Source organism: Pseudomonas sp. ef1 (genome assembly GCF_007293365.2).
In the GTDB taxonomy this organism is placed as follows: domain Bacteria; phylum Pseudomonadota; class Gammaproteobacteria; order Pseudomonadales; family Pseudomonadaceae; genus Aquipseudomonas; species Aquipseudomonas siliginis.
In genome coordinates this window covers 2,493,397-2,515,062 of record NZ_CM129815.1, presented here as the reverse complement: position 1 = coordinate 2,515,062, position 21,666 = coordinate 2,493,397, and the positions used below count along the sequence as shown (strand labels likewise).

At 59.8% G+C, this 21,666-nt stretch carries 20 protein-coding genes, 1 tRNA gene and 1 pseudogene; 7 read left to right on the top strand and 15 right to left on the bottom strand.

The genetic code is table 11. The features are described from left to right. Window positions 1–59: 59 nt before the first annotated feature. Complete coding sequence (locus tag FEE99_RS11390; protein WP_143979059.1) at window positions 60–1,709, bottom strand: phosphoethanolamine transferase; 1,650 nt, start codon at window positions 1,707–1,709, stop codon at window positions 60–62. Window positions 1,710–2,113: 404 nt separating this feature from the next. Here FEE99_RS11390 and FEE99_RS11385 point away from each other — a divergent pair, with 404 nt between their 5' ends. Together FEE99_RS11385 and FEE99_RS11380 are read left to right on the top strand one after the other, a co-directional pair. Beyond that, complete coding sequence (locus tag FEE99_RS11385) at window positions 2,114–3,286, top strand: cyanate transporter (protein ID WP_041478853.1); 1,173 nt, start codon at window positions 2,114–2,116, stop codon at window positions 3,284–3,286. A 176-nt stretch (window positions 3,287–3,462) separates the two neighbouring features. Next, the gene (locus tag FEE99_RS11380; RefSeq protein ID WP_041478854.1) at window positions 3,463–4,398 is read left to right on the top strand and encodes a LysR family transcriptional regulator; all 936 of its coding nucleotides are present in this window, start codon (window positions 3,463–3,465) and stop codon (window positions 4,396–4,398) included. A 3-nt stretch (window positions 4,399–4,401) separates the two neighbouring features. On the opposite strand, the gene FEE99_RS11375 is transcribed toward FEE99_RS11380, so the two are convergent. Beyond that, window positions 4,402–4,767: a 5-carboxymethyl-2-hydroxymuconate Delta-isomerase gene (locus FEE99_RS11375; RefSeq protein ID WP_041478855.1), complete on the bottom strand. Its 366-nt coding sequence runs from the start codon at window positions 4,765–4,767 to the stop codon at window positions 4,402–4,404. A 154-nt stretch (window positions 4,768–4,921) separates the two neighbouring features. Then, window positions 4,922–5,851, bottom strand: coding sequence for a LysR substrate-binding domain-containing protein (locus tag FEE99_RS11370; protein WP_041478856.1), 930 nt, complete (start codon window positions 5,849–5,851; stop codon window positions 4,922–4,924). 202 nt (window positions 5,852–6,053) lie between these two features. Here FEE99_RS11370 and FEE99_RS11365 point away from each other — a divergent pair, with 202 nt between their 5' ends. Next, complete coding sequence (locus FEE99_RS11365) at window positions 6,054–6,245, top strand: YegP family protein (RefSeq protein ID WP_016771242.1); 192 nt, start codon at window positions 6,054–6,056, stop codon at window positions 6,243–6,245. A 113-nt stretch (window positions 6,246–6,358) separates the two neighbouring features. Here FEE99_RS11365 and FEE99_RS11360 read toward each other — a convergent pair whose 3' ends face one another. Then, on the bottom strand, window positions 6,359–7,336 hold the full coding sequence (locus tag FEE99_RS11360; RefSeq protein WP_041478857.1) for an SDR family oxidoreductase: 978 nt from the start codon (window positions 7,334–7,336) through the stop codon (window positions 6,359–6,361). 152 nt (window positions 7,337–7,488) lie between these two features. After that, entirely contained in the window at window positions 7,489–9,066 is a 1,578-nt protein-coding gene (locus FEE99_RS11355; protein WP_237143810.1) for a histidine kinase famiy protein, read from the bottom strand. A 196-nt stretch (window positions 9,067–9,262) separates the two neighbouring features. Between FEE99_RS11355 and FEE99_RS11350 the strand changes: the two genes are divergently transcribed. Further along, complete coding sequence (locus tag FEE99_RS11350; protein ID WP_041478858.1) at window positions 9,263–10,261, top strand: ribonuclease Z; 999 nt, start codon at window positions 9,263–9,265, stop codon at window positions 10,259–10,261. Between the two features lie 23 nt (window positions 10,262–10,284). On the opposite strand, the pseudogene FEE99_RS11345 reads toward FEE99_RS11350, so the two are convergent. From FEE99_RS11345 to dapA, 7 genes and pseudogenes are all read right to left on the bottom strand, one after another. After that, window positions 10,285–10,419 (bottom strand): annotated as a pseudogene (locus FEE99_RS11345) (hypothetical protein); the annotation flags it as partial. Between the two features lie 40 nt (window positions 10,420–10,459). Beyond that, window positions 10,460–11,815, bottom strand: a complete 1,356-nt coding sequence (gene chrA, locus FEE99_RS11340) for a chromate efflux transporter (RefSeq protein WP_041478859.1) — start codon at window positions 11,813–11,815, stop codon at window positions 10,460–10,462. A gap of 120 nt (window positions 11,816–11,935) precedes the next feature. Continuing rightward, window positions 11,936–12,025: transfer RNA gene (locus FEE99_RS11335), tRNA-Ser, on the bottom strand. 84 nt (window positions 12,026–12,109) lie between these two features. Next, window positions 12,110–12,823, bottom strand: coding sequence for a phosphoribosylaminoimidazolesuccinocarboxamide synthase (gene purC, locus FEE99_RS11330; RefSeq protein WP_016771262.1), 714 nt, complete (start codon window positions 12,821–12,823; stop codon window positions 12,110–12,112). 28 nt (window positions 12,824–12,851) lie between these two features. Then, a complete protein-coding gene (locus FEE99_RS11325; protein ID WP_024012002.1) occupies window positions 12,852–13,613 on the bottom strand; it encodes an MBL fold metallo-hydrolase in 762 nt (253 codons plus the stop codon). A gap of 6 nt (window positions 13,614–13,619) precedes the next feature. Continuing rightward, window positions 13,620–14,735 (bottom strand): outer membrane protein assembly factor BamC, encoded by a 1,116-nt coding sequence (gene bamC / locus FEE99_RS11320; protein WP_064361067.1) that lies wholly within the window; start codon window positions 14,733–14,735, stop codon window positions 13,620–13,622. A gap of 17 nt (window positions 14,736–14,752) precedes the next feature. Next, window positions 14,753–15,631, bottom strand: a complete 879-nt coding sequence (dapA, locus tag FEE99_RS11315) for a 4-hydroxy-tetrahydrodipicolinate synthase (protein WP_016771265.1) — start codon at window positions 15,629–15,631, stop codon at window positions 14,753–14,755. A gap of 328 nt (window positions 15,632–15,959) precedes the next feature. Here dapA and FEE99_RS11310 point away from each other — a divergent pair, with 328 nt between their 5' ends. Together FEE99_RS11310 and FEE99_RS11305 are read left to right on the top strand one after the other, a co-directional pair. Next, on the top strand, window positions 15,960–16,520 hold the full coding sequence (locus tag FEE99_RS11310; protein ID WP_024012001.1) for a glycine cleavage system protein R: 561 nt from the start codon (window positions 15,960–15,962) through the stop codon (window positions 16,518–16,520). 10 nt (window positions 16,521–16,530) lie between these two features. Continuing rightward, window positions 16,531–17,004, top strand: a complete 474-nt coding sequence (locus tag FEE99_RS11305) for a peroxiredoxin (RefSeq protein WP_041478861.1) — start codon at window positions 16,531–16,533, stop codon at window positions 17,002–17,004. A 119-nt stretch (window positions 17,005–17,123) separates the two neighbouring features. Here FEE99_RS11305 and FEE99_RS11300 read toward each other — a convergent pair whose 3' ends face one another. Together FEE99_RS11300 and FEE99_RS11295 are read right to left on the bottom strand one after the other, a co-directional pair. After that, on the bottom strand, window positions 17,124–18,194 hold the full coding sequence (locus FEE99_RS11300; protein WP_041478862.1) for an AI-2E family transporter: 1,071 nt from the start codon (window positions 18,192–18,194) through the stop codon (window positions 17,124–17,126). 32 nt (window positions 18,195–18,226) lie between these two features. Next, complete coding sequence (locus FEE99_RS11295; RefSeq protein ID WP_041478863.1) at window positions 18,227–18,466, bottom strand: sulfurtransferase TusA family protein; 240 nt, start codon at window positions 18,464–18,466, stop codon at window positions 18,227–18,229. A 96-nt stretch (window positions 18,467–18,562) separates the two neighbouring features. On the opposite strand from FEE99_RS11295, the gene FEE99_RS11290 reads away from it, so the two are divergent. Continuing rightward, window positions 18,563–19,996: a M48 family metalloprotease gene (locus FEE99_RS11290; RefSeq protein ID WP_024011999.1), complete on the top strand. Its 1,434-nt coding sequence runs from the start codon at window positions 18,563–18,565 to the stop codon at window positions 19,994–19,996. Between the two features lie 81 nt (window positions 19,997–20,077). On the opposite strand, the gene FEE99_RS11285 is transcribed toward FEE99_RS11290, so the two are convergent. Further along, window positions 20,078–21,511 carry a DegQ family serine endoprotease gene (locus FEE99_RS11285; protein WP_016771271.1) on the bottom strand — a complete coding sequence of 478 codons (1,434 nt, stop codon included), beginning with the start codon at window positions 21,509–21,511 and terminating at the stop codon, window positions 20,078–20,080. Window positions 21,512–21,666: the final 155 nt, after the last annotated feature.

The following is a 21,666-nucleotide window of genomic DNA, read 5'->3' as shown; positions in this document are numbered from 1 at the left end:
ATAGTCTGACAGCAGAAACAGAAAGGCCCGTCGCATTGGCGCGACGGGCAGGAAACGCTTCACTGCTTGGCCAACACGCCGTCGATCACCGCGCCACGACAGCCGGCAAACATGTCCAAGGCAGGTTGATAGACGCTGCTGCGCACTTCGAGCAGGCCGAGCATCGGGTGGAACAGATTGTCCTGGCTCAGCGGCTTGTCCCGGCTCAGTTGCAGGCAATGGGTGTCGACCGAATAGGCCTTCTGATAGCTGTCAGAGAACCACGCCAGCATCGCTACATGCTTCTGTTGCTCGGGCGCCAGCATATAAGGCGTGCCGTGCAGAAACAGGTTGTACTCGCCCAGCGATTCGCCGTGGTCCGACAGATAGAGCATGGCGGTGTCGACTTTGTCCTGATTGCTGCGCAGCACATCGATCAGGCTCGCCAGCACATGGTCGGTGTAGACCAAGGTGTTGTCGTAACCGTTGACGATACTTTCGCGGCTGCAATTGTTCAGCGCGTTACTTTCACAGACCGGAGTGAAGTGTTCGTACTCCTTGGGATACCGCTTGAAGTAGTCCGGGCCGTGACTGCCCATCTGGTGCAGAACCAGCACGGTGTCCTTGTCCAAGTGATCGATAAAACTTTGCAGCCCTTGCAGGAGGATTTCATCGCGACATTCGCTGTTGGCGCACAACGCCGGGTCTTGCAACTTGCTGACATCCTGCACCGTGACGCGGTCGCAAGTGCCTTTGCAGCCGGACTGGTTATCGCGCCAGATCACATCAATGCCGGCACGCTTGAGCACATCGAGCAAGCCCTCTTCATTCCTGGCCTTGCTGGCGTTGTAATCCTTGCGACCCATGTTGGAGAACATGCACGGTACCGAAACGGCGGTTTCCGTGCCGCAGGAATGCACGTCAGTGAAAGCGATCAGCCCGGCCTCTTTGTCCAGTTGCGGGGTGGTGTCTCGGTCGTAACCGAGAATGCCGAAGTTCTGCGCTCGCGCACTTTCCCCTACCACCAGCACGGTGAGGGATTTGCGTGGCTGTAGCTGCAAGTCGGGGTTGCGCTGGGCATCTTCGCCGATCTTGATGAACGGCTGCTGCGCCGAGACCACTTGCTCTTGCAGATAACCAATGGATGCGCCGATGTAATTGCTCGGCACCAGCATCAGGCGAATTTCGTGGTGATTGCGAAACAGCGACGACAAACCTTGATAGTTGGCCAATGCGACAACACCGATTACCGCCGCCGAGGCAACACTGACAATAACTTTGCTGAACAACTCGCGATGCCAGCGCCGATAATTGACCGGTACTTTCCACAACAACAAACACGGCAAAACACCCAGCAAGAGAATATAAGCGAACAACTTCAACGAAAGCAGATCACGCACTTCCGTCGCGTTGGTCTCGGCAAAGTTGCGCAACATGCCCGCATCAATCATGACGCCATATTGGCTCATGAAATAAGCCACGCCGGCGCTGACTAAAAACAAAAGAGTCAAAAGTGGTTTAAGCAGTGGCCGGAACGCGAATATCGTCAGCACGATATTGAACGCGGCAAGGATCATCACGCCGAACGCCACGCGCATGGCGATGCCCTTGCCATCGGCGGCGGTGATCTCGAACAGGTGTTGCCAAAGCACCAGATTGAAACCGAGCAACAAAAAGGCGCTGGCAAACAACGTCACCCATTCCGGGCGCACGGCTTTTAACTTCAGCATGATGAGTGACTGTTCCTGAAAGAAGAGCCCCGTCAAGTGTGAAAACTTCATTCACCGAGGCATGACAAACTTTAGGCAGGCATGGATCAATTTTTCGTGAAAAAGATGCTAATGATTAGTTGCCTCGGAGTACGAACGTGAAAATTTGCGAGTATTTGAGAATGGTTCAGGGTTTATTCAGTTTCAGGCACTTCGCAATGTCCTCTGTGGGAGCGAGCCTGCTCGCGAAAGCGCAGTGTCAGCAAATAATTGTTTGTCTGGAGGAACGCATTCGCGAGCAGGCTCGCTCCCACGTCGGGACAGGGGGTGTTATCGAGTTTTTAGGTCTGGCCCGGGGTTTTCTGATTTGCCGACGCCGGCGACGCCGCGCCTAATCATCAGCCTCTGCACTCAAAGGCCCGCTGATGAATCACTCTCGCCCCGCCGCTTGGCTGATACTCGCGATCATTCTTGTCGCACTTAATCTGCGCCCCTCAATGGCAGCCATCGGGCCGCTGCTGTCGGCGATCCGTAGCGATATCCCATTGAGCTTCACGCTTGCCTCTTTGCTGACGATGCTGCCGGTCATGGCCATGGGGCTGGCGATGTTCTTCGGCCTGGGCATCAGCCAGCGTCTGGGCGAACAACGCACGGTGCTGCTGTCGCTGTTGGTCATCGGGCTGGCGAGCGTGTCACGGCTGTTTATCGATTCCGCGGTCGAACTGATCGTCAGCGCGATACTGGCCGGCATTGGCATAGCGCTGATTCAGGCATTGATGCCGGCGCTGATCAAATCGCGCTTTGCTGACAACGTGGCGTTGTGCATGGGCGTCTACGTGACTTCGATCATGGGCGGCGCCGCGATTGCGGCATCGTTCGCGCCGCTGGTGATGGTGCAGACCGGCAGTTGGCGCGTCGGGCTGGCCATCTGGGCGGCGTTGGCATTGGTCGCGTTGCTGGTCTGGTGCTTGCAGCCCGCGCCAGCCTTACCAAGGGTGACCCAGCGGGAGTCTTTCATCACGCGCCGTCGCGCCTGGTTGCTGGCGATTTTCTTTGGCCTCGGTACGGCGTCCTACACCTGTGTCCTCGCCTGGCTCGCCCCGTACTACATGGAAAAGGGCTGGAGTGAACAAAACGCCGGGCTGATGTTGGGTTTTCTTACAGCGATGGAGGTCATTTCCGGGCTGGTAGTGCCGGCGATCGCCAATCGCAGTCGTGATAGGCGTGGGATATTGGCGGTTCTGCTGTTGCTGATCATCGGCGGTTTCTGCGGGCTGATTCTTGCCCCGCCATCTCTGGCCCTGTTATGGCCCTGTCTGTTGGGGCTGGGGATTGGCGGTCTGTTTCCGATGAGCCTGATCATTGCGCTGGATCACTGCGACGAGCCGCAGCGCGCCGGTGGCCTGACCGCGTTTGTACAGGGGATCGGTTATCTGATCGCAGGCCTGTCGCCGCTGTTGGCAGGGATGATTCGCGATCGGCTGGGCAGTTTCGAAGGTGCGTGGTGGGCGCTGACTGCAGTGATGGTGACCATGCTGCTGATGGTTGTGCGCTTCAACCCTCGCGACTACACACGTCACTTGCCCTGCCCGGGCTAGAGGCCTCTGGCCATCTTTTGCGCACGAGATTGCCAACGTCGTGTTGCTAAAAGTTTCTGTCCCACATGTGTCCGTGAAATGTCCTACAAGGGTTTCTCCTGGCACCATCGTTCCGTTAGGATCGTACGCACACGTTTGCGCGAATTCTGCGCAAGGGGCACAGCGAGACGGAACTCATGCTGAACAGTAATTTGCTTCGCAAGCTCGATATGCAGGACTTGATGGTATTCGTCGCCGTGTACGAGCAGAGCAGTGTCACCGATGTCTCGGAAACCCTGTTCGTCAGCCAGTCCACCGTCAGTTATTGCCTGAAGAAATTGCGCACCAGTTTCGAAGACGAACTGTTCATCAACACCCGCACCGGCATGCGCCCGACCTACAAGGCCTGCAGCATGTACGGCCATGTGCAGAAAATCCTCGAAAGCATCAACCTCTGCCACGCCGGTGCCCCGGCTTTCGACCCGAGCCGGCAGGCGGTGACTTTCAACATCTGCGCCCCGGAATACTTCGAGCAATTGATTCTGCCGCGACTGTTGAAGCGCTTCGACTTCGATGACTTACCGGTGATGGTCAACATGCACAAGTTTGAAACCGACGTTCCGGCCGAAGAGTTGCGCGACGGCAGCCTCGATCTGGTGATCAGTTTCGGCCCGCACTTTCACCGCCAGCATGCGGATCTGAAATCACGGATGTTGCTGGAAGATGACCTGGTCTGCGTCTTCGACAAACGCGCCACGCCACTGGAGCCGCGCCTGAGCCTGCAAGCATTCACCGAACGTCGGCATGTGTTTCCAACGCCGTGGACTTCAAGCACCAACATGGTCGACGGCTGGCTGGCGCGGCAAGCGCAAAAGCGCCAGATAGTGGCCCGATCGAACAGCTACAGCGCCGCGTTGAAGATGATCACCGGCACCGATTTCATCCTCACCCTGCCCCGGCGTATCCAGCGTCTGCTGACCAACGACGCAGTGTTCAACCACTGCGAAGCGCCCAACGGCCTGCCGGGTTTCACCCTAGACATGCAGTGGAGCCAGAACGCCGATCAGGACAGCGCCAACGTCTGGCTGCGCGAGCAGGTGATTGAGGTGTGCAGCGAGCTGGAAAACGCCTGAACGTCAGATGCCGATGGCGGCTTTGCTGTAGGACTCGCGATCGATGTCGAGCAGTTCCACGCACAGTTGCACTTCGAGCCCGGCCGGCCATTCGCAGAGTTCCTGCAACACTGCCAGCAGACTTTGCGAGAGCTGCTTCTTGATCTCCGCCGAGCGCCCGCTGAGCAAGGCCAGTTTCACATGGACGAAGGCACGCTCGCCCTGCGCCGTGCCGACCTTGAAGTTGTCGATCTTGATCGCGCGGCTCTTGATATCGAACTCCGCGCCGAACTGACCGGAACCGACCAGCGTGTTGTTGAGCCGGATCAGGGCGATGTCAGCGTTCAACTGCGTCAGGTTGGCGGTGTATTCCATGTGCAGGTGTGGCATTGCGGATCTCCAGTCGGCGGATGCGGGGGGCGTACGTATAACACAGTCGGCTCAACGCATTCCCTGTAGGAGCTGTGGAGTGAAACGAGGCTGCGAGCTTTTGATTTTGTGTTTTTCACAATCAAGATCAAAAGATCGCAGCCTTCGGCGGCTCCTACAAGGGATCGTGGTGCTCAGTTGGCCGTTCACTCATGAACGCTTCCAGCCGCGAACGCAGCCAGCGTTCGGCCGGGTCGCTGTCGACGTGGCTGAGCCAGACCATCGACAGGTCCAGTGTCGGCGTCTTGAACGGGAACGGTTCCTGGAACAGCGCCCCGGACGCCGCCATCGCCGCTGCGGTGTAATCCGGCAGGCTGGCGATCAGGTCGGTGCCGGCCAGCAAAGCCGGCAGTGCGCTGTACTGCGGCACCGACAACACCACCTGCCGCGTGCGCCCCAGTTCCGCCAGCCACTCATCGGCGTAACCGCTGACATTGGCCGTGTGCGACACCAGCACATGCGGGCGAGCGCAATATTCGTCGAGGGTCAGCGGCGTATCAGAGGCATCGGCGCGCAGGATGCTTGGCTGGATATGCCGCAGCAGTTTGCGTTTGGCGTTGGCCGGCAGGCCACGGGTCTGGCTGATGCCGACGGTGATATCGCCGGCGGCGAGCAGGTCGGGAATGCGCCAGTAATCGACATGCTGCACCACGAACACCACACTCGGCGCCTCTTGGCGCAGCGCGCGCAACAGCGGCGGCAGCAGGCCGAATTCGACGTCGTCGGAGAGGCCGATGCGAAAGGTCATGGTGCTGGTGGCGGGATCGAAATCGCGGGTCAGGCTCAGCGCCGCCGAGAGTGAATCCAGTGCCGGTTTGAGATGGCGGTAAATATCTTCGGCACGGGCCGTCGGCTCCATGCGATGGCCGACGCGGATGAACAGCGGATCGTTGAGCATCGTGCGCAAACGGTTGAGTGCCGAACTGATGGTCGGCTGGCCGAGAAACAGTTTCTCCGCCGCGCGGGTTACGTTGCGTTCGAGCATCAGGGTCTCGAACACCACCATCAGGTTGATGTCGGCCTTGCGTAGTTCATTGCGGTTCATCCATTGCCCCTGCTCCCGGAATAGCGGCAGTGTAGAAAGGCCTTGGGGATGCCGTCCATAAACGTTTCTGCGGCGGCCTTTGCAGAAACATCCACGAACGATTGGAAACAAATCCCCGATAGCCAAAAAAAACCGCTGCGCTAGGCTTGCGTCGATGCGCCACACAGGTGGGCGCGCCTATCGATCGCAGGGAGCGAACCGTATGTATTTCGAAATCTACCGACAAACCCGAGGCACCCCGAGCACTGGCAAAGGCCAATGGCGCTGGCGCCTGCGTGCGCGCAACCACGAGACGGTGGCCAGTGGCGAATCGTATGTGAACAAGGCTGATTGCCTGCACGTGATCAACCTGATCAAAGCCGTACAGGGCGAGACGCCGATCAAAGAGATCTGAACGAAACCACAGTCATCAAAGGTGCATGTGCTGCATTTGTTGCTTCCATGCACCCCGGCGCCTCTAGCAGCGCGCGCAGAGATGCGTCGACAGTGGAGCGAACCGGGAAAGCATCAGAGCTGTAATAGAACCACGCCGACCAATATGGCAATCACTGCCGATATCGCCAGCACTTGCGTCGAGGTCAAGGCCAGCGCTGCATCCCTGGAACGGCCGACGAAGCGGCCGCGAATCTGATGCCGATCCGGCTGCGCTTCGAACAGGTTGTCCGGGTGCTCGTTGTCTTCAGGCTCATTGGTCTGCTGACCGGACCATGCACTTCGCGCCATCAAACGGTCGAGCAGACCGGGCATGACCGACTGCCCAATAATCGCTTTGATCGTCGACCACCCTAGCCACAACTCTCGCGGAGGATGCTTTACCACACTGAAAATCGCCCGTGCCGCTACGTCGGGGTCGTGAATCGGTGGCACCGGTTGGGGACGCTTGGGCAATTTGTTGCGCGCCCAGTCGAACTGCGGGGTATTGATCGCGGGCAATTGCACCATGCACACGCGAATATGGCTGCGCTCATGCAGCAACTCACAGCGCAACGAATCGGTAAAACCGCGCACGGCAAATTTTGCCCCGCAGTAAGCGGCCTGCAACGGAATGGCGCGATAGGCCAGCGCCGAGCCGACCTGAATGATCAGTCCCTTGTTGCGTGGGCGCATCAACGACAGCGCTGCCAACGTGCCGTGGACAGTGCCGAGATAGGTTACCTGGGTGACGCGCTCAATCTCGGCGGCGGACAATTGCTCTATGGGCGAAAGCACCGTGACCATCGCCGCGTTAACCCAGACCGCCAGCGGCCCGAGCGCGGTTTCCAGTTGCTGGGCGGCCTGCTGCACGGCGAGCGCATCGGCGACGTCGACGCTGACGGTTTCAACCTGAACGCCATACGCTTGCAGCTCCTCTTGCGTGGCGGCCAGTCCCGCCGGATCACGCGCCAACAGTCCGATGCGGTAGCCCCCAGCGGCAAACCGATGAGCCACCGCGCGCCCGACGCCAGCACTGGCGCCGCTAATCACCACCAAAGATTGCTCCTGCATGAACCGTCCTCGTTGACGCTCAGTCGATCGGCACGTTATTGATCATCAAGTCATCGCTCACTGCCAACATCTCCTCGGGGATCGGGTCCCTCACTGGTTGTTCAATGCAGTCTTTAGGATGGACGCCGAACGTGCGCCGTCAGTTCGTTTTTTCAGCCGAGCATCGAGCGCAGCTTGCGCAAAAGTTCCACCGGCGCGTAGGGCTTGGCGATCAATTCGAACTCATTGTCAGCCAGCTCATTGGGCGTCGACTCGTCCGCGCAGTACCCGGTCGTCAGCAGGATCTTCATGGCCGGATAGCGCTGGCTGATTTCCCGCGCCAGTGCCAGCCCGTTCATCTCGCCCGGCATGACCAAATCGGTGAATACCAGGTCGTATTCGCTACTCTGCAGCACGGCCAGTGCCTCGCTGGCATCCGCAGCGAGGTCGGTGTGGTAACCCTGTTCGGACAATACAAAGCGCGCCAGTTCAGCGACTTCGGCGCGATCCTCGACGATCAGGATGCGCTCCGTACCCTTGAGATTTTCTACGGTCTCAGCGGAGCCAGATGCCGATAGCTGACTGTCATCCGCCGGGAAGAACAGGCGCACCGTGGTGCCGAGTCCCGGCGTCGATTCGATTTTGACCACACCGCCGGATTGCTTGACGAAGCCGTAAACCATCGACAAACCGAGGCCGGCACCATTGCCTTCCTCTTTGGTGGTGAAGAAAGGTTCCATCACTTTGTCGAGATCGTCAGCGGCAATGCCCACGCCGTTATCGGCGATCGCAATGCAGACGTAACGCCCCGCCGCCAATCCGCCCTGATGCGGATCGGTCGCGTCCGGGACCACGACGTTGCGGGTCAGCACGGTAATCGCTGGCTGTTGCCGGTCAACTAATGCGTCGCAAGCGTTGGAAAGCAAATGGTTCAGCGCCATCTCCGCCTGCGCCGGGTCGAGCCGGCAGTTCCACAAGTCCTCGGCCAACTCGAATTGCGGCTCCAGATCGCAGGATTCCGGTGCCGGCAGCGTTGACCGCTCGAGCAAGGCATTGAGATTGATCACCCGGCCTTCGAGCCGTTGTCGGCGGGAGAATGCCAGCAGATGCTGGGTCAGCAAACGTGCTTTTTCCGCCGCCGCGCGAGCGTGGCCGGCGCCGACCACGATGCGTTGCGGATCGATGCTCGGCCGCTTGGCGGTATGCTGGATCAGCTCGATGTAGCCGATCATCACTTGCAGCAGGTTGTTGAAATCGTGGGCGATACCACCGGTCAACTGTCCCAGTGCTTCCATGTTCTCGCTGTAACGCAAACCGTCCTCGGCGTCACGGCGGCGGCTGACGTCCATTTGCGAGGCGAAGAAATACACCAGTTGCCCGCGCTCGTTGAACAACGGCGCTATGAACAGCTCGTTCCAGAACGACGAGCCGTCCTTGCGATAGTTGAGCACCTCCACGCAGGTTTCGTGGTGATGTTTCAGCGCTTGCTTGACCCGTTGCAACACCGCACGATCAGTCTGCTCGCCTTGCAGAAACCTGCAGTTGCGCCCGAGCACTTCTTCCAGCTCGTAGCCGCTGAGTTCAAGAAACGCATTGTTGGCAAAAATGATGGGATCGTCGGGCTGCGCTGGATCGGTGACAATCATGGCCATGCGGCTGACCTGCACCGCCGCGAAAAACACATCTTTGCGTTCTTGCGAAAGGGTCGCCGCATCGGCGCGGTCGACGATCGGCCTGGATTTTCTGGGCAAGTTGACCTCCGCTAAGTGACTCCGTTTCGCTGTGACCATCATCAGCGAGCGAAGTGCCAAGGCCAGAAGCCGACAGCGCGAGTGTCCGATGAATTGTCGCAGTCCATCGATGGATCCGAATCGCCTCGCTGATTGTCGAAAGCACACGGAAAACTGCACGCAATATCTGAGATCCGATCCGCCAGGGAGAACCACCGTGGATTTGTTGTTTCTGGGCACGTCTGCCGGCGTGCCGACCCGCCAGCGCAACGTCAGCGCGACGGCACTGATCGCGTCTGCCGGCAAGGGCTGGTACCTGATCGATTGCGGTGAAGGCACTCAGCATCAGGTGCTGCGCACGCCGCTGTCACTGAGTGAATTGCGGGCGATTTTCATCACTCATGTGCACGCCGATCACTGCCTGGGCTTGCCGGGTCTGCTGGCGAGCACCGGCATGTCCGGACGCACGCGGCCACTGGACATTATCCTGCCGACAGCGCTGCATCCCTGGCTGAAAATGAGTCTGGAGGTGACGCAATCGTATCTGCCATTTGAAATCAACCTGCACGCTGTGGAAACGCTCACGGAGTGGCGCAACGTTAACGTTCAGGTGCGGACCGTTGAGTTGTCGCACCGCGTGCCGTGTCATGGTTATGTGTTCACCGAGTCCGACCCGGAACCGCGTCTGGACGTGCAGCGCCTGGATGCCGAAGGCATCGAACGCGGCCCGCTCTGGGGTCAGTTGGCCCACGGTCAGGACGTGGAGGTTGACGGGCGGGTGCTGCACGCTCGCGACTATCTGCTGAGTTCACGACCTGATCGACGCATCATTGTCTGCGGCGATAACGATCGGCCGGCACTGCTGGCCGAAGTGGCGCAATCGGCGGATGTGCTCGTGCATGAAGCGACATTCGTGCAGGCAGCAATCGACCGCGCTCGTGCCAGTTACGGCCACAGCAGCGCCGCCGCTGTCGCTGGATTTGCCGAATCAGCCGGGGTGCGCAATCTGGTATTGACGCATTTCAGCGCGCGCTATCAGGCCAATCCGGCGGTGAGCCCGTCGATCGAGGATGTGCGCAACGAAGCGGCAGCGCTGTATCACGGCCAACTGATTCTGGCGCGGGATCTGCAGCGCTATCACCTCGACCGTTTGGGGCATTTGCAGCCCGTAGCGATCGAGCGCAAATCTTTGGAAGTCACGAACATTTCCCAGTGATCAACCGGGGCGCGCCGCCTGATGTCAGGCGCGAGCCTCATCAAGCGCTCATAGACGATCTTCGCCCGTGCTTCAGCTGCGATGCTGGAGCGCATGTCGGCGCCCTTGTTGAGCATGACGATGATCGAGCCAATGATCTCCAGGTGACTGAGTTCTTCAGGCCTCCAGCGCGCGATTCGATTTCCGGCGCCGCGACCACTAACGCAGCAAATGCACCACCAACCCAACCAACGCACAGGCCAGCAACACCTGAATCACTCCGCGCTTGAAGCGAAACAGCGCAATGGCCGCCGCAAGCGCAATCAACGCCGACGGCCAGTCCAGGCTACCGCTGAAGCCCTGCGGCCAGAGCACGTGATAGCCGAAGAAACACGCCAGATTGAGAATCACGCCGACCACCGCAGCAGTGATCGCGGTCAGTGGGGCGGTGAATTTGAGTTCGTCGTGCGTCGACTCCACCAGCGGGCCGCCGGCGAGGATGAACAGGAATGAGGGCAGAAAGGTAAACCACGTCACCAGCGCGGCGGCGACCGCTCCGGCGAGGAATACCTGATCGGCGCCGAACACCTGCGACACATAAGCCCCGACAAAACCGACAAACGCCACCACCATGATCAGCGGCCCCGGTGTGGTTTCGCCCAGCGCCAGGCCGTCGATCATCTGGGTCGGGGTCAGCCAGCCGTAGTGACCGACCGCACCTTGATAGACATAGGGCAGCACCGCATAAGCTCCACCGAAGGTGAGCAGCGCTGCCTTGGTGAAGAACCAGCTCATTTGCGTCAACGTGCCCTGCCAGCCGAATAGCGCGGTCAATACACCCATCGGCAATGCCCACAGCGCGGCACCGATCACGGCGATCAAGGTCAGTTTCTTCCAGCTGAAACGGGCATGGGCCGGGGTTGGCGTGTCGTCATCGATCAACGCCGCGCCGAAAGACTTCTTCGCCGCACTATGCCCGCCTGGCCTGAATTTCTCCGGCGCCATTCGACCGCCGAAATAGCCAATCACCGCCGCGCCCAGCACGATCAGCGGAAACGGCACATTGAACGCAAAGATCGCCGTAAACGACGCCGCCGCAATCGCCCACAGCCAATTGTTCTTCAGCGCCCGCGAACCGATGCGATGCGCCGCCTGCACGACGATGGCCGTCACCGCAGGCTTGATCCCGTAAAACAGCCCGGCCACTACCGGCACTTCACCTAAGGCGATATAGAGCCACGACAGGAGAATCAGGATGAACAGCGAAGGCAACACAAACAACGCCCCGGCCACAATCCCGCCCCAGCTTCGATGCATCAGCCAGCCAATGTAGGTCGCCAGCTGCTGCGCTTCCGGCCCGGGCAGCAACATGCAATAGTTCAAGGCATGCAGAAAACGCCGCTCGGAAATCCAGCGCCGGCGCTCGACCAGTTCCTGGTGCATGATCGAAATCTGCCCGGCCGGCCCGCCGAAACTGATAAAGCCCAGCTTCAACCAGAACCAGAACGCCTCGCGCAGACTCACGCTCTGCGGCTTCACCTCGTCATCACCCGCCAACGGCTGAACTTCACTCATCGAGCTGTTCCTTTTATGCAGTCGGCAGGTTGTACCCGAAAAGCATTGCGAACAAAACGCCAGAAACGAAAAAGCCCCCGCAATCAGCAATGATTACGGGGGCTTTGTCTTGTTCAATAATGGCGGAGAGATAGGGATTCGAACCCTAGGTACCGGTGAAGGTACAACGGATTTCGAATCCGTCCCATTCGGCCACTCTGGCATCTCTCCAACGGCGCGCATCATAACAACACTTTCGTCGGTTGCGAACCCCCCAAACGAAATTTTTTCCGTGCTATCAGATGCTTGCGTCGATTAAAGCGGTACGCCCAGACGAGCGGCGACTTCTTCGTAGGCTTCGATGACATCACCGAGGCCCTGGCGGAAGCGGTCCTTGTCCATCTTCTTCTTGGTGTCCTTGTCCCACAGACGGCAGCCGTCCGGGCTGAACTCGTCGCCGAGGACGATGGAGCCGTCGCTGAACACGCCGAATTCAAGCTTGAAGTCGACCAGCAGCAGGCCGGCGTCGTCGAACAGTTTGCTCAGGACTTCGTTGACCTTGAGCGACAGTTCCTTCATGCGCGCCAGTTGCTCGGCGGTGCCCCAGCCGAATGCAACAACGTGGGATTCGTTGATGAACGGGTCGCCTTTGGCGTCGTCCTTCAAGAACAGTTCGAAGGTGTACGGGTTGAGCTTCATGCCCTCCTCGACGCCCAGACGCTTGACCAGGCTGCCGGCGGCGTAGTTACGCACGACGCATTCCACCGGGATCATGTCGAGCTTCTTCACCAGGCATTCGTTGTCGCCCAGCAGTTTGTCGAACTGGGTCGGCACGCCGGCCGCTTCGAGTTTCTGCATGATGAAGGCGTTGAACTTGTTGTTCACCATACCTTTGCGATCAAGCTGTTCGATGCGCTTGCCGTCGAACGCCGAAGTGTCGTTGCGAAACAGCAGGATCAAGCGGTCAGCGTCGTCGGTCTTGTAAACCGATTTGGCTTTGCCGCGGTAGAGTTCTTCACGTTTTTCCATGATGGGCTCCGCTTGCTAAGTAGGTGGGCTAGGCGATGTGGCGCCAGTCGAGCCCTGAATCTTGATCGGCCAGTTGCAGCCAGTCCGGGTCGCACCCGAGGGTGTCGACAAAACATTGCCGGGCCAGCTGCGGCAGGTTGTTCTTGCTGCTCAGATGGGCCAGCACCAGGTGTTGCAAACCCTGCCAGCCCAACTCGGCCACCAGGAATGCCGCCTGATGGTTGTTCAGATGTCCGCGTTCGCCGCCCACCCGCTGCTTGAGAAAGTACGGGTAGTGACCACGGGCCAGCATGTCGCGGCAATGGTTGGACTCGATCATCAACGCATCGAGATCCCGATAGCCATCCAGCACCCGCTCGCAGAACGACCCCAGGTCGGTCAGCAGGCCGAAGCGCCGCTGTTCCTGATCGCTGAAGACGTACTGGGTCGGCTCCTGCGCGTCATGGGCCACGGCAATGACCCCGACGTTCAGTGCGCCGATCTGCAGTTGCTCGCCGCCGGCCAGAAAGCCTGCCGGTTCCAGCGGTTTGCGCATCCCGCGCAGTGTGCCGCGACTGAGGTAGACCGGCAGATTGTAGCGCCGAGACAGCAAACCCACGCCATGCACGTGGTCGGCATGTTCGTGGGTCACGAGTATCGCGCTCAGTTGCGCCGGGTGCACACCCAGGCGCAACAGACGTCTTTCGGTTTCCCGCAGGGAAAAACCACAATCAACCAGCACGTACGTATCAGCACTGGCGATCAGCGTGCCGTTCCCTTGGCTACCGCTGCCGAGAACGGCAAAACGCATATCGGATCAGCCCAGGTTGTCCTGAATCACGCTCAACACTTTACGCGCGACATCGGCCGGCGCGACGGTGTTGATGTTCTTTTCGACGGTGACCTGGATGTTCTCGCCCACCTTGCTCAGGCGAACCTGATAACGCTCGGCGCGGGCTTCGACTTCTTCCTTGCTCGGCGCACTGCCGAACAGGCTGCTGAAGAAGCCAGGCTTGTCGTCTTTCTTCTCGGCTTTTTCGGCCAGGTTGATGTAGTACAAGCCCAGGCTGCGGTTGATGTCTTCAACGCGCCATTCGCCCTGTTCCAGCGCACGGCCGACGCTCGACCAGGCGCGGTCCAGATCGGTACCGACGTTCAACACCGGGTTGCCGCTGCCGTCTTCGTTCAGGCTGACACGGCTCGGGGCGTCGAAATCACGCGAGGCCAGCATCGACACCGAGCCGCCCTTCTCGGACGTTCGGCTCATGCTCGCGAGCATGTCGTCGACCAGCGCAGCGTCCAGGCCAGTATTGACCGAACGGTTGGTGAAGGCCACGTCGGCCGTGCTGCCGGCAGGACGCTCGGCGCTGACTACGTAGATTTCACTGGTGTTGCGCTGCACGCCCGGCTCGATGCGCACACGCACGCGGGTTTCGCTGTCGCTGGCGATACCGGCCGCACTCAGGCGCTTGGCCATCGATGCGGACAACTCGTCGGAGTGCTGCCAGGTAGTGGTGAACTCGCCGGTCTGCGGACGCTGTTCATCCAGACGGAAACCGTTGTCCTGGAAGAACTGCAGCGCCACTGGCCAGACTTCGGCCGGTGGGTGCTGGGCCACGACCCAACGCGAATCACCGCTCTTCTGCAGCGAGTAATCCGTGGCATCGGCAACCGTCGAAAGCGGCTGAGGACGCGGCACGACGTATTCGCCCGTCGCGGTGTCATCGGCCACGTTGCGCGGGATCGGCAACAGCGGGTCGAGGCGCTTGGCAGTGCTCACATCCGGTGGCAATTGCATCGGTGCAGTCTGTTGCGCTTGCAGGTAATCGCTTCCACGGTCGCGGAAATAACCTTCCGGCCCCCAGACCCATCCGCAGCCACTGGTGCTGGAGATAATCAAGGCAAGTGCGGAAAGTCCGGCCATTCGCTTCATGCGTTGTACTTCCTCAATTAAACCAGGACGTTGCACTGGCGCAGGGCCGAGCGCAGCGTTTCATGACAAGGGGTGCTCAGCCAGGTCAGTGGCAGGCGGATGCCTTCGTGCATCAGGCCCATTTCGACCAAAGCCCACTTCACCGGAATCGGGTTGGCTTCGATGAACAGGTCCTTGTGCAGCGGCATCAGTTTTTCGTTGATTGCGCGTGCGGTATCGGCGTCGCCCTTCAGCGCGGCCTCGCACAGGTCAGCCATTTCGCGCGGGGCGACGTTGGCGGTGACCGAGATGTTGCCTTTGCCGCCCAGCAGGATCAGCTCGACAGCGGTCGGATCATCGCCGGACAGCACGATGAAATCCTTGCTCACGCCATCGATGATCGCTTTGGCGCGCTTGAGGTCGCCGGTGGCTTCCTTGATGCCGATGATGTTCGGCACGGTGGACAGGCGAATCACCGTCTCGGCCTGCATGTCGCAGGAGGTGCGGCCGGGAACGTTGTAGAGAATCTGCGGAATGTCGACCGCTTCAGCGATGTGCTTGAAGTGCTGGTACAGACCTTCCTGGGTCGGCTTGTTGTAATAAGGAACCACCAGCAGGCAGGCATCGGCGCCGGCAGCCTTGGCGTTGCGGGTCAGCTCGACGGCTTCGCGGGTCGAATTGGCGCCGGTGCCGGCGATGACCGGAATGCGCCCGGCAACCTGTTTGACCACGGCTTTGATGACGGCGATGTGCTCTTCTACATCAAGGGTGGCCGACTCGCCGGTAGTACCGACGGCGACGATGGCATGGGTGCCGTTCTTGAGGTGGAAGTCCACGAGTTTGCTGAGGCTGTCCCAGTCAAGACGCCCTTGTGCATCCATGGGAGTGACCAGTGCCACCATACTGCCCGCAATCATGAAACCGCTCCTGCCGGAAAAAGAGAGCGGTAATGGTACTGGCGCCAAGATGCTTGCACAAGCGAAGTACTGCGCCGCCGCCATTCCCCTTGGCGCCGCTTTTCGCTACCCTTCAGACTTTGATCGGTACAGATCAGCTTGTACGCCGGGTTTCAGCCTCCCTTTTCGGCCTCCCAGGCCCCGTTCCTGCGTCGCATCGACGCGCTCCCGCACAGTGGAGCGAGCCGCGAACGCTGGCCGGGGCTCTTTATACGGACCGCCAGAACAGGCACGCCCGGCCATCAATGCCCGTCAACCTACCGACCGCTCATCGCTTTAGGAATGCTGCATGTCCACCCCCACAGTTCGCGAACAATTCCTTGTCATCAGTGCCCTCGGCGCCAACCCCATGGAGCTGACCAACGTCCTGTGCCGCGCCAGCCATGAAAACCGCTGCGCTGTCGTCACCTCTCGCCTGACCCGCCACGGCGAGTGCAGCGCTCTGGTGCTGGAAGTTTCCGGTAGCTGGGACGCCCTCGCGCGCCTCGAAGGCAGCCTGCCATTGCTGGCCAAGCGTCACGCTTTCACCGTCAACGTGGTGCGCAGCGCCGCTCTGGAAAATCGTCCGCAAGCGCTGCCTTACGTGGCTTACGTCAGCTCGGCGTATCGCCCGGACATTATCAATGAGCTGTGCCAGTTCTTCATGGACCACAACGTCGAGCTGGAAAACCTCACCTGCGACACCTATCAGGCGCCACAGACCGGCGGCACCATGCTTAACGCCACGTTCACCGTGACCCTGCCGGCCAACACCCAGATCAGTTGGCTGCGCGATCAGTTCCTCGATTTCGCCGACGCGATGAACCTGGATGCCCTGATCGAGCCTTGGCGCCCACAAAACCCAATGTAAGGAAGCTTTCATGGCCGTTGTCATCGACCAACCGGTTGCGGATTTCACCGCGCCTGCGACCAGCGGGCAGACCGTCAGCCTGTCCGAACTCAAGGGCAAGCAAGTGGTGATCTACTTCTACCCAAAGGACAGCACCCCGGGCTGCACCACTCAAGGCCAGGGCTTTCGCGATCAATATGCGGCATTCAAGGCTGCCAACACCGAAGTCTTCGGCATTTCCCGCGACAGCTTGAAGTCGCACGAAAACTTCAAAGGCAAACAGGAATTCCCCTTCGAGCTGATCAGCGATAAGGACGAGGCGGTTTGCCAGCTGTTCGACGTGATCAAGCTGAAAAAGCTGTATGGCAAGGAATACCTGGGCGTTGATCGCAGCACTTTCCTGATTGATAAGGACGGTGTGCTGCGTCAGGAATGGCGTGGCGTGAAAGTGCCGGGGCATGTTGATGCCGTGCTGGCGGCGGCTGAGGCTCTGAATAAAGCCTGATGTTTTTGCTGCGTCGTCACCGACGCCATCGCAGGCAAGCCAGCTCCCACCGGGTTCAGCACATACAAAACCTGTGGGAGCTGGCTTGCCAGCGATGAGGCCAAAAGCCTCACCCCGATTTAAAGCAACGGCGCCACCACCGGCTCCTTGCGCGGCCACGCATCCAGCACTGCCTTGAACAGCGTCGCCAGCGGGATCGCAAAGAACACACCCCAGAATCCCCACAATCCGCCAAACAACAATACCGCGCAGATGATCGCCACCGGATGCAGGTTCACTGCTTCCGAAAACAGCAACGGCACCAGCACGTTGCCGTCCAGCGTCTGAATGATTCCGTAGACCGCCATCAGGTAGATGAACTGATCGCTCCAGCCCCACTGGAACAGCGCAATCAGCAGCACCGGCACGGTCACCACTACCGCACCGACATATGGCACCACCACCGACAAGCCGACCAGCAAAGCCAGCAGCGCCGCGTAGTTCAGGCCCAGCGCGATGAAGGCGATGTAGGTCACGCCGCCGCAAATCACTATCTCGATGCCTTTGCCACGTATGTAATTGGCGATCTGCCGGTTCATTTCCTGCGCGACGCGGGTGATCAGCGCGCGCTCGCGAGGCAGATAGCCACGCACCCACTCGCCAATCATCGCCCGATCCTTGAGGAAGAAAAACACCAGAATCGGCACCAGCACCAGGTAGATCATGATGTTCACCAGCAGCGGCAAACTCGACAACGAGAAAGTCAGAGCCCACTGACCGAACTTGCCAATCTCGCCTCGCGCCGCTTCGATCGCTTGCAAGACTTGCTCGTCAGACACCAGATGCGGATAGCGCTCTGGCAATAGAAGCAGCAGCGACTGCCACTTGGCGAGCATGCCCGGCAACTCGTTGAACAGCGTGATCAACTGATGCCACAGCAGCGGCAGCACCACGACAATAAACAGCATCAGCGCGCCCATGAACAGCGCAAACACCAGTCCCACCGCCACGCCGCCCGGCACGCGCAGTCGCTCGAGCGTCACCACCAGGCCTTGCATCAGATACGCCAGCACCATCCCCGCCAATACCGGCGCAAGCATGCCGCCGAGGGTGAGCACGGCGGTGAAGGCGAGAACCAGCAGCACCGCCAGCACCACGGCTTCTTCATCGGAGAAGTAGCGCTGAATCCAGTCGCGTAACACTTTGAACATCAATAATCCCTTCGATCGTTAACGCGCTCGCGTCAGGCTTTTTTCAACCAGTAACGGTAGACGCCAGCCTCGTCTTCTTCGCGCAACAGCGCATGACCGGCCAGTTTGGCAAAGGTACGGAAGTCGCGTTGCGAGCCGGCATCGGTAGCGATCACCTTGAGCACAGCGCCGCTGTGCAGTTTGTTGAGTTCCATTTTTGCCTTGAGCAACGGCAACGGACAGTTCAGGCCACTGGCGTCCAGTTCCACGTCATGGGCTACAGCGTCAGTCATTGCGTCACTCCGGTTCGTTGTCGAGCTGCCTAGAATATCTGGTCGCGGCTTCGGTGTCCGGCTACAGTAAGGTCTTTGTCCTCCAAGGCTTTGTGCATGACTTTTCTGCGCCCTACCCTGCTGACGCTCGCTTGCCTGCTCGCCTCACCAGGCTTTGCCGACGATCTGCCGTCACTCGGCGACGCCAGCTCTGCCATTGTCTCGCCGCAACAGGAATACCAGCTCGGCCGCGCCTGGCTGGCCATGCTGCGCAGTCAGGTTTCCCAGCTCAACGATCCGCAGCTCAAGGACTACGTCGAATCCAGCGTGTACAAGCTGGTCGAGACCAGCCAGGTTTCCGACCGACGCCTGGAATTCATCCTGATCAACAGCCCACAACTCAACGCCTTTGCAGCGCCGGGCGGCGTGGTCGGGGTCAACGGCGGCCTGTTCCTCAACGCCCAGACCGAAGGTGAATACGCCTCGGTGCTCGCTCACGAATTGGCGCACTTGTCGCAACGCCACTTTGCTCGCGGGGTGGAAGCTTCACAAAGAATGCAGGTGCCGATGATGGCCGCGTTGCTGGCCGGCATTGTCATTGCGGCGGCCGGCGGCGGTGATGCCGGCATCGCCACCATCGCTGGCACCCAGGCTGCGGCGTTGCAGGAACAACGGCGCTTCTCGCGACAAAACGAACAGGAGGCAGATCGCATCGGCATCCTCAACCTGGAAAAGGCCGGTTACGATCCGCGCTCGATGCCGACCATGTTCGAACGCCTGATGCGCCAGTACCGCTTTGACGCCAAACCGCCGGAATTCCTCCTGACTCACCCGGTCACCGAATCGCGTATCGCCGATACCCGCAACCGCGCCGAGCAGGCGAAACCGGGCGGCATCGAAGACAGCATGCGCTACCAGTTGATCCGCGCGCGGGTGCAGTTGATCTACGAAGAAACCCCGGGACTGGGCGCCAAGCGTTTCCGCGCCCTGCTCGATGAGAACCCGAAAAACGATGTCGCGCGTTACGGCCTCGCCATCGCCCAGATCAAGGGCGGCCAGCTCAACGAAGCCCGCGAGAACCTCAAGCAATTGTTGGCCAAGTCGCCGAACGAGATCATCTACAACCTCGCTCAGGTCGATCTGGACATCACCAACAATCGCCTGCCCGATGCGCAGTCACGGGTCGACCGCATGCTCACGCAGTTCCCGGGCAACTATCCGCTGAATCAGGTGCGCGTCGATCTGCTGCTGAAACAGAATCGCGCCGCCGATGCCGAGAAGGCGCTGGACAGCCTGCTCAAGTCGCGCCCGGATGATCCGGACGTCTGGTATCAGGTTGCTGAAACCCGTGGCTTGTCGGGCAACATCATCGGCCTGCATCAGGCGCGAGCCGAGTATTTTGCGCTGGTCGGCGATTACCGCCAGGCCATTCAGCAGTTGGACTTCGCCAAGCGCAAGGCTGGCAACAACTTCCCGCTGTCCTCGCGCATCGATGCCCGCCAGCGTGAGCTGATGGAACAGGAGCGTATGGTCAAGGACATGATGGGCTGAGTCTTTCCAGACAAGACAAAAACTTCAGACACAAAAAAACCGCCTCTTTCGAGGCGGTTTCTTTTTTACCTTGTTGCTGGCTTATTCAGCCAGTTTGAAGGTGATGAAGCTGGCACGGCCCTGACGCAGCACGCGCATCGACACCGAACGGTTCTTCGGCAACGCCTTGGCGATGTCGGTGAACTCCTTGGCCGAGCCGATGGCCTGGTTGTTCAGGTGGGTGATCACGTCACCCGGCTGCAGACCGATCAGGGCCGCAGGACCGTCCTGCACTTCCTTGATCACCACACCACCTTTGAGGTCGTAGGTTTTCTTCTGCTCGGCGGTCAATTCGCCGACCGCAACGCCGAGGCGGTTGCTGCTGCTTTCAGCGCCGGATTTCGGCAGACCTGCCAGCTCCTTGTCCTCGTCCGGGATTGCGCCGACGGTCAGCTCGACGTTCTTGCGCTTGCCTTCACGAATCACTTCCAGATTGGCTTTGGCGCCAGCCTTCAGCGCGCCGACCAGATGCGGCAGATCGGCGGACATGACGATCGGCTGACCGTTCATGCTCAGGATCACGTCGCCAACTTGCAGGCCGCCCTTGGCCGCAGGGCCGTCATCCTGGATCTGTGCAACGAGAGCGCCGGCCGGCTTGTCGAGACCGAACGACTCGGCCAGATCCTTGTTCACTTCCTGGATGACTACGCCCAGCCAGCCGCGGCTGACTTTACCACCGCTCTTGAGCTGGTTGGAAACATCCATCGCCACGTCGATCGGAATGGCAAACGACACGCCCATGAAGCCACCGGAGCGGGTGTAGATCTGCGAGTTGATGCCGACCACTTCACCGTTCAGGTTGAACAGCGGGCCACCGGAGTTGCCCGGATTGATCGGCACGTCGGTTTGAATGAACGGCACATAGTTTTCGTTTGGCAGGCTACGACCGACGGCGCTGACGATGCCTTGGGTCACGGTGTGGTCAAAGCCGAATGGCGAACCGATCGCGACGACCCACTGGCCAGCCTTCAGATCCTGGGATTTGCCGAGCTTGAGCACCGGCAGATCCTTGCCTTCGATTTTCAGCAACGCCACGTCGGAACGTGGATCGGTGCCGACCAGCTTGGCTTTCATCTCACTGCGGTCAGCCAGACGGACGAGGATTTCGTCAGCATCGGCGATCACGTGGTTGTTGGTGAGGATGTAGCCATCCGGCGAAATGATGAACCCCGAACCCAGCGATTGCGCTTCACGCTGACGCCCGTCGCCACGCGGCGAGCGCTGTTGAGGCGGCATGCCGCGCTCGAAGAATTCGCGCAGCATCGGTGGCAGGCCTTCCAGATCCGGCATCTGCTGATTCACGCGACGGTCCGGCAGTTTCTGCGTGGTACTGATGTTCACTACCGCTGGCGACGCTTGTTCGACCAACTGGGTGAAATCAGGCAGATCGGCCGCTTGCGCAGCAGGGACCGCCTGACCGAGCAACAGCACGGTGGCGAAGATGGAAAGGTAAGACTTCAAACTTGGTATCGACATACAGCTCCCGTTACGACGAGCAGGGTTAAGCGATATGGAGCAAAGGAACACCGGAAACCACAGACCGGCATTTTTGTTCCGGGAACAACAAACAAGGCCAGAGCCGTGAGGCTCTGACCTATAAAAAATTTTCAGGGGTTTTGCAAATGAAAATG

Bases quoted from the DNA above. Each gene is read 5' to 3' on its own strand.
- FEE99_RS11285 (WP_016771271.1), bottom strand. From the start codon at position 21,511: ATGTCGATACCAAGTTTGAAGTCTTACCTTTCCATCTTCGCCACCGTG.
- chrA (WP_041478859.1), bottom strand. From the start codon at position 11,815: ATGAGTGAAGTTCAGCCGTTGGCGGGTGATGACGAGGTGAAGCCGCAG.
- FEE99_RS11365 (WP_016771242.1), top strand. From the start codon at position 6,054: ATGTATTTCGAAATCTACCGACAAACCCGAGGCACCCCGAGCACTGGC.
- FEE99_RS11375 (WP_041478855.1), bottom strand. From the start codon at position 4,767: ATGCCACACCTGCACATGGAATACACCGCCAACCTGACGCAGTTGAAC.
- dapA (WP_016771265.1), bottom strand. From the start codon at position 15,631: ATGATTGCGGGCAGTATGGTGGCACTGGTCACTCCCATGGATGCACAA.
- FEE99_RS11380 (WP_041478854.1), top strand. From the start codon at position 3,463: ATGCTGAACAGTAATTTGCTTCGCAAGCTCGATATGCAGGACTTGATG.
- FEE99_RS11295 (WP_041478863.1), bottom strand. From the start codon at position 18,466: ATGACTGACGCTGTAGCCCATGACGTGGAACTGGACGCCAGTGGCCTG.
- FEE99_RS11370 (WP_041478856.1), bottom strand. From the start codon at position 5,851: ATGAACCGCAATGAACTACGCAAGGCCGACATCAACCTGATGGTGGTG.
- FEE99_RS11310 (WP_024012001.1), top strand. From the start codon at position 15,960: ATGTCCACCCCCACAGTTCGCGAACAATTCCTTGTCATCAGTGCCCTC.
- FEE99_RS11385 (WP_041478853.1), top strand. From the start codon at position 2,114: ATGAATCACTCTCGCCCCGCCGCTTGGCTGATACTCGCGATCATTCTT.
- FEE99_RS11305 (WP_041478861.1), top strand. From the start codon at position 16,531: ATGGCCGTTGTCATCGACCAACCGGTTGCGGATTTCACCGCGCCTGCG.
- FEE99_RS11290 (WP_024011999.1), top strand. From the start codon at position 18,563: ATGACTTTTCTGCGCCCTACCCTGCTGACGCTCGCTTGCCTGCTCGCC.
- purC (WP_016771262.1), bottom strand. From the start codon at position 12,823: ATGGAAAAACGTGAAGAACTCTACCGCGGCAAAGCCAAATCGGTTTAC.
- bamC (WP_064361067.1), bottom strand. From the start codon at position 14,735: ATGAAGCGAATGGCCGGACTTTCCGCACTTGCCTTGATTATCTCCAGC.
- FEE99_RS11300 (WP_041478862.1), bottom strand. From the start codon at position 18,194: ATGTTCAAAGTGTTACGCGACTGGATTCAGCGCTACTTCTCCGATGAA.
- FEE99_RS11325 (WP_024012002.1), bottom strand. From the start codon at position 13,613: ATGCGTTTTGCCGTTCTCGGCAGCGGTAGCCAAGGGAACGGCACGCTG.
- FEE99_RS11360 (WP_041478857.1), bottom strand. From the start codon at position 7,336: ATGCAGGAGCAATCTTTGGTGGTGATTAGCGGCGCCAGTGCTGGCGTC.
- FEE99_RS11390 (WP_143979059.1), bottom strand. From the start codon at position 1,709: ATGCTGAAGTTAAAAGCCGTGCGCCCGGAATGGGTGACGTTGTTTGCC.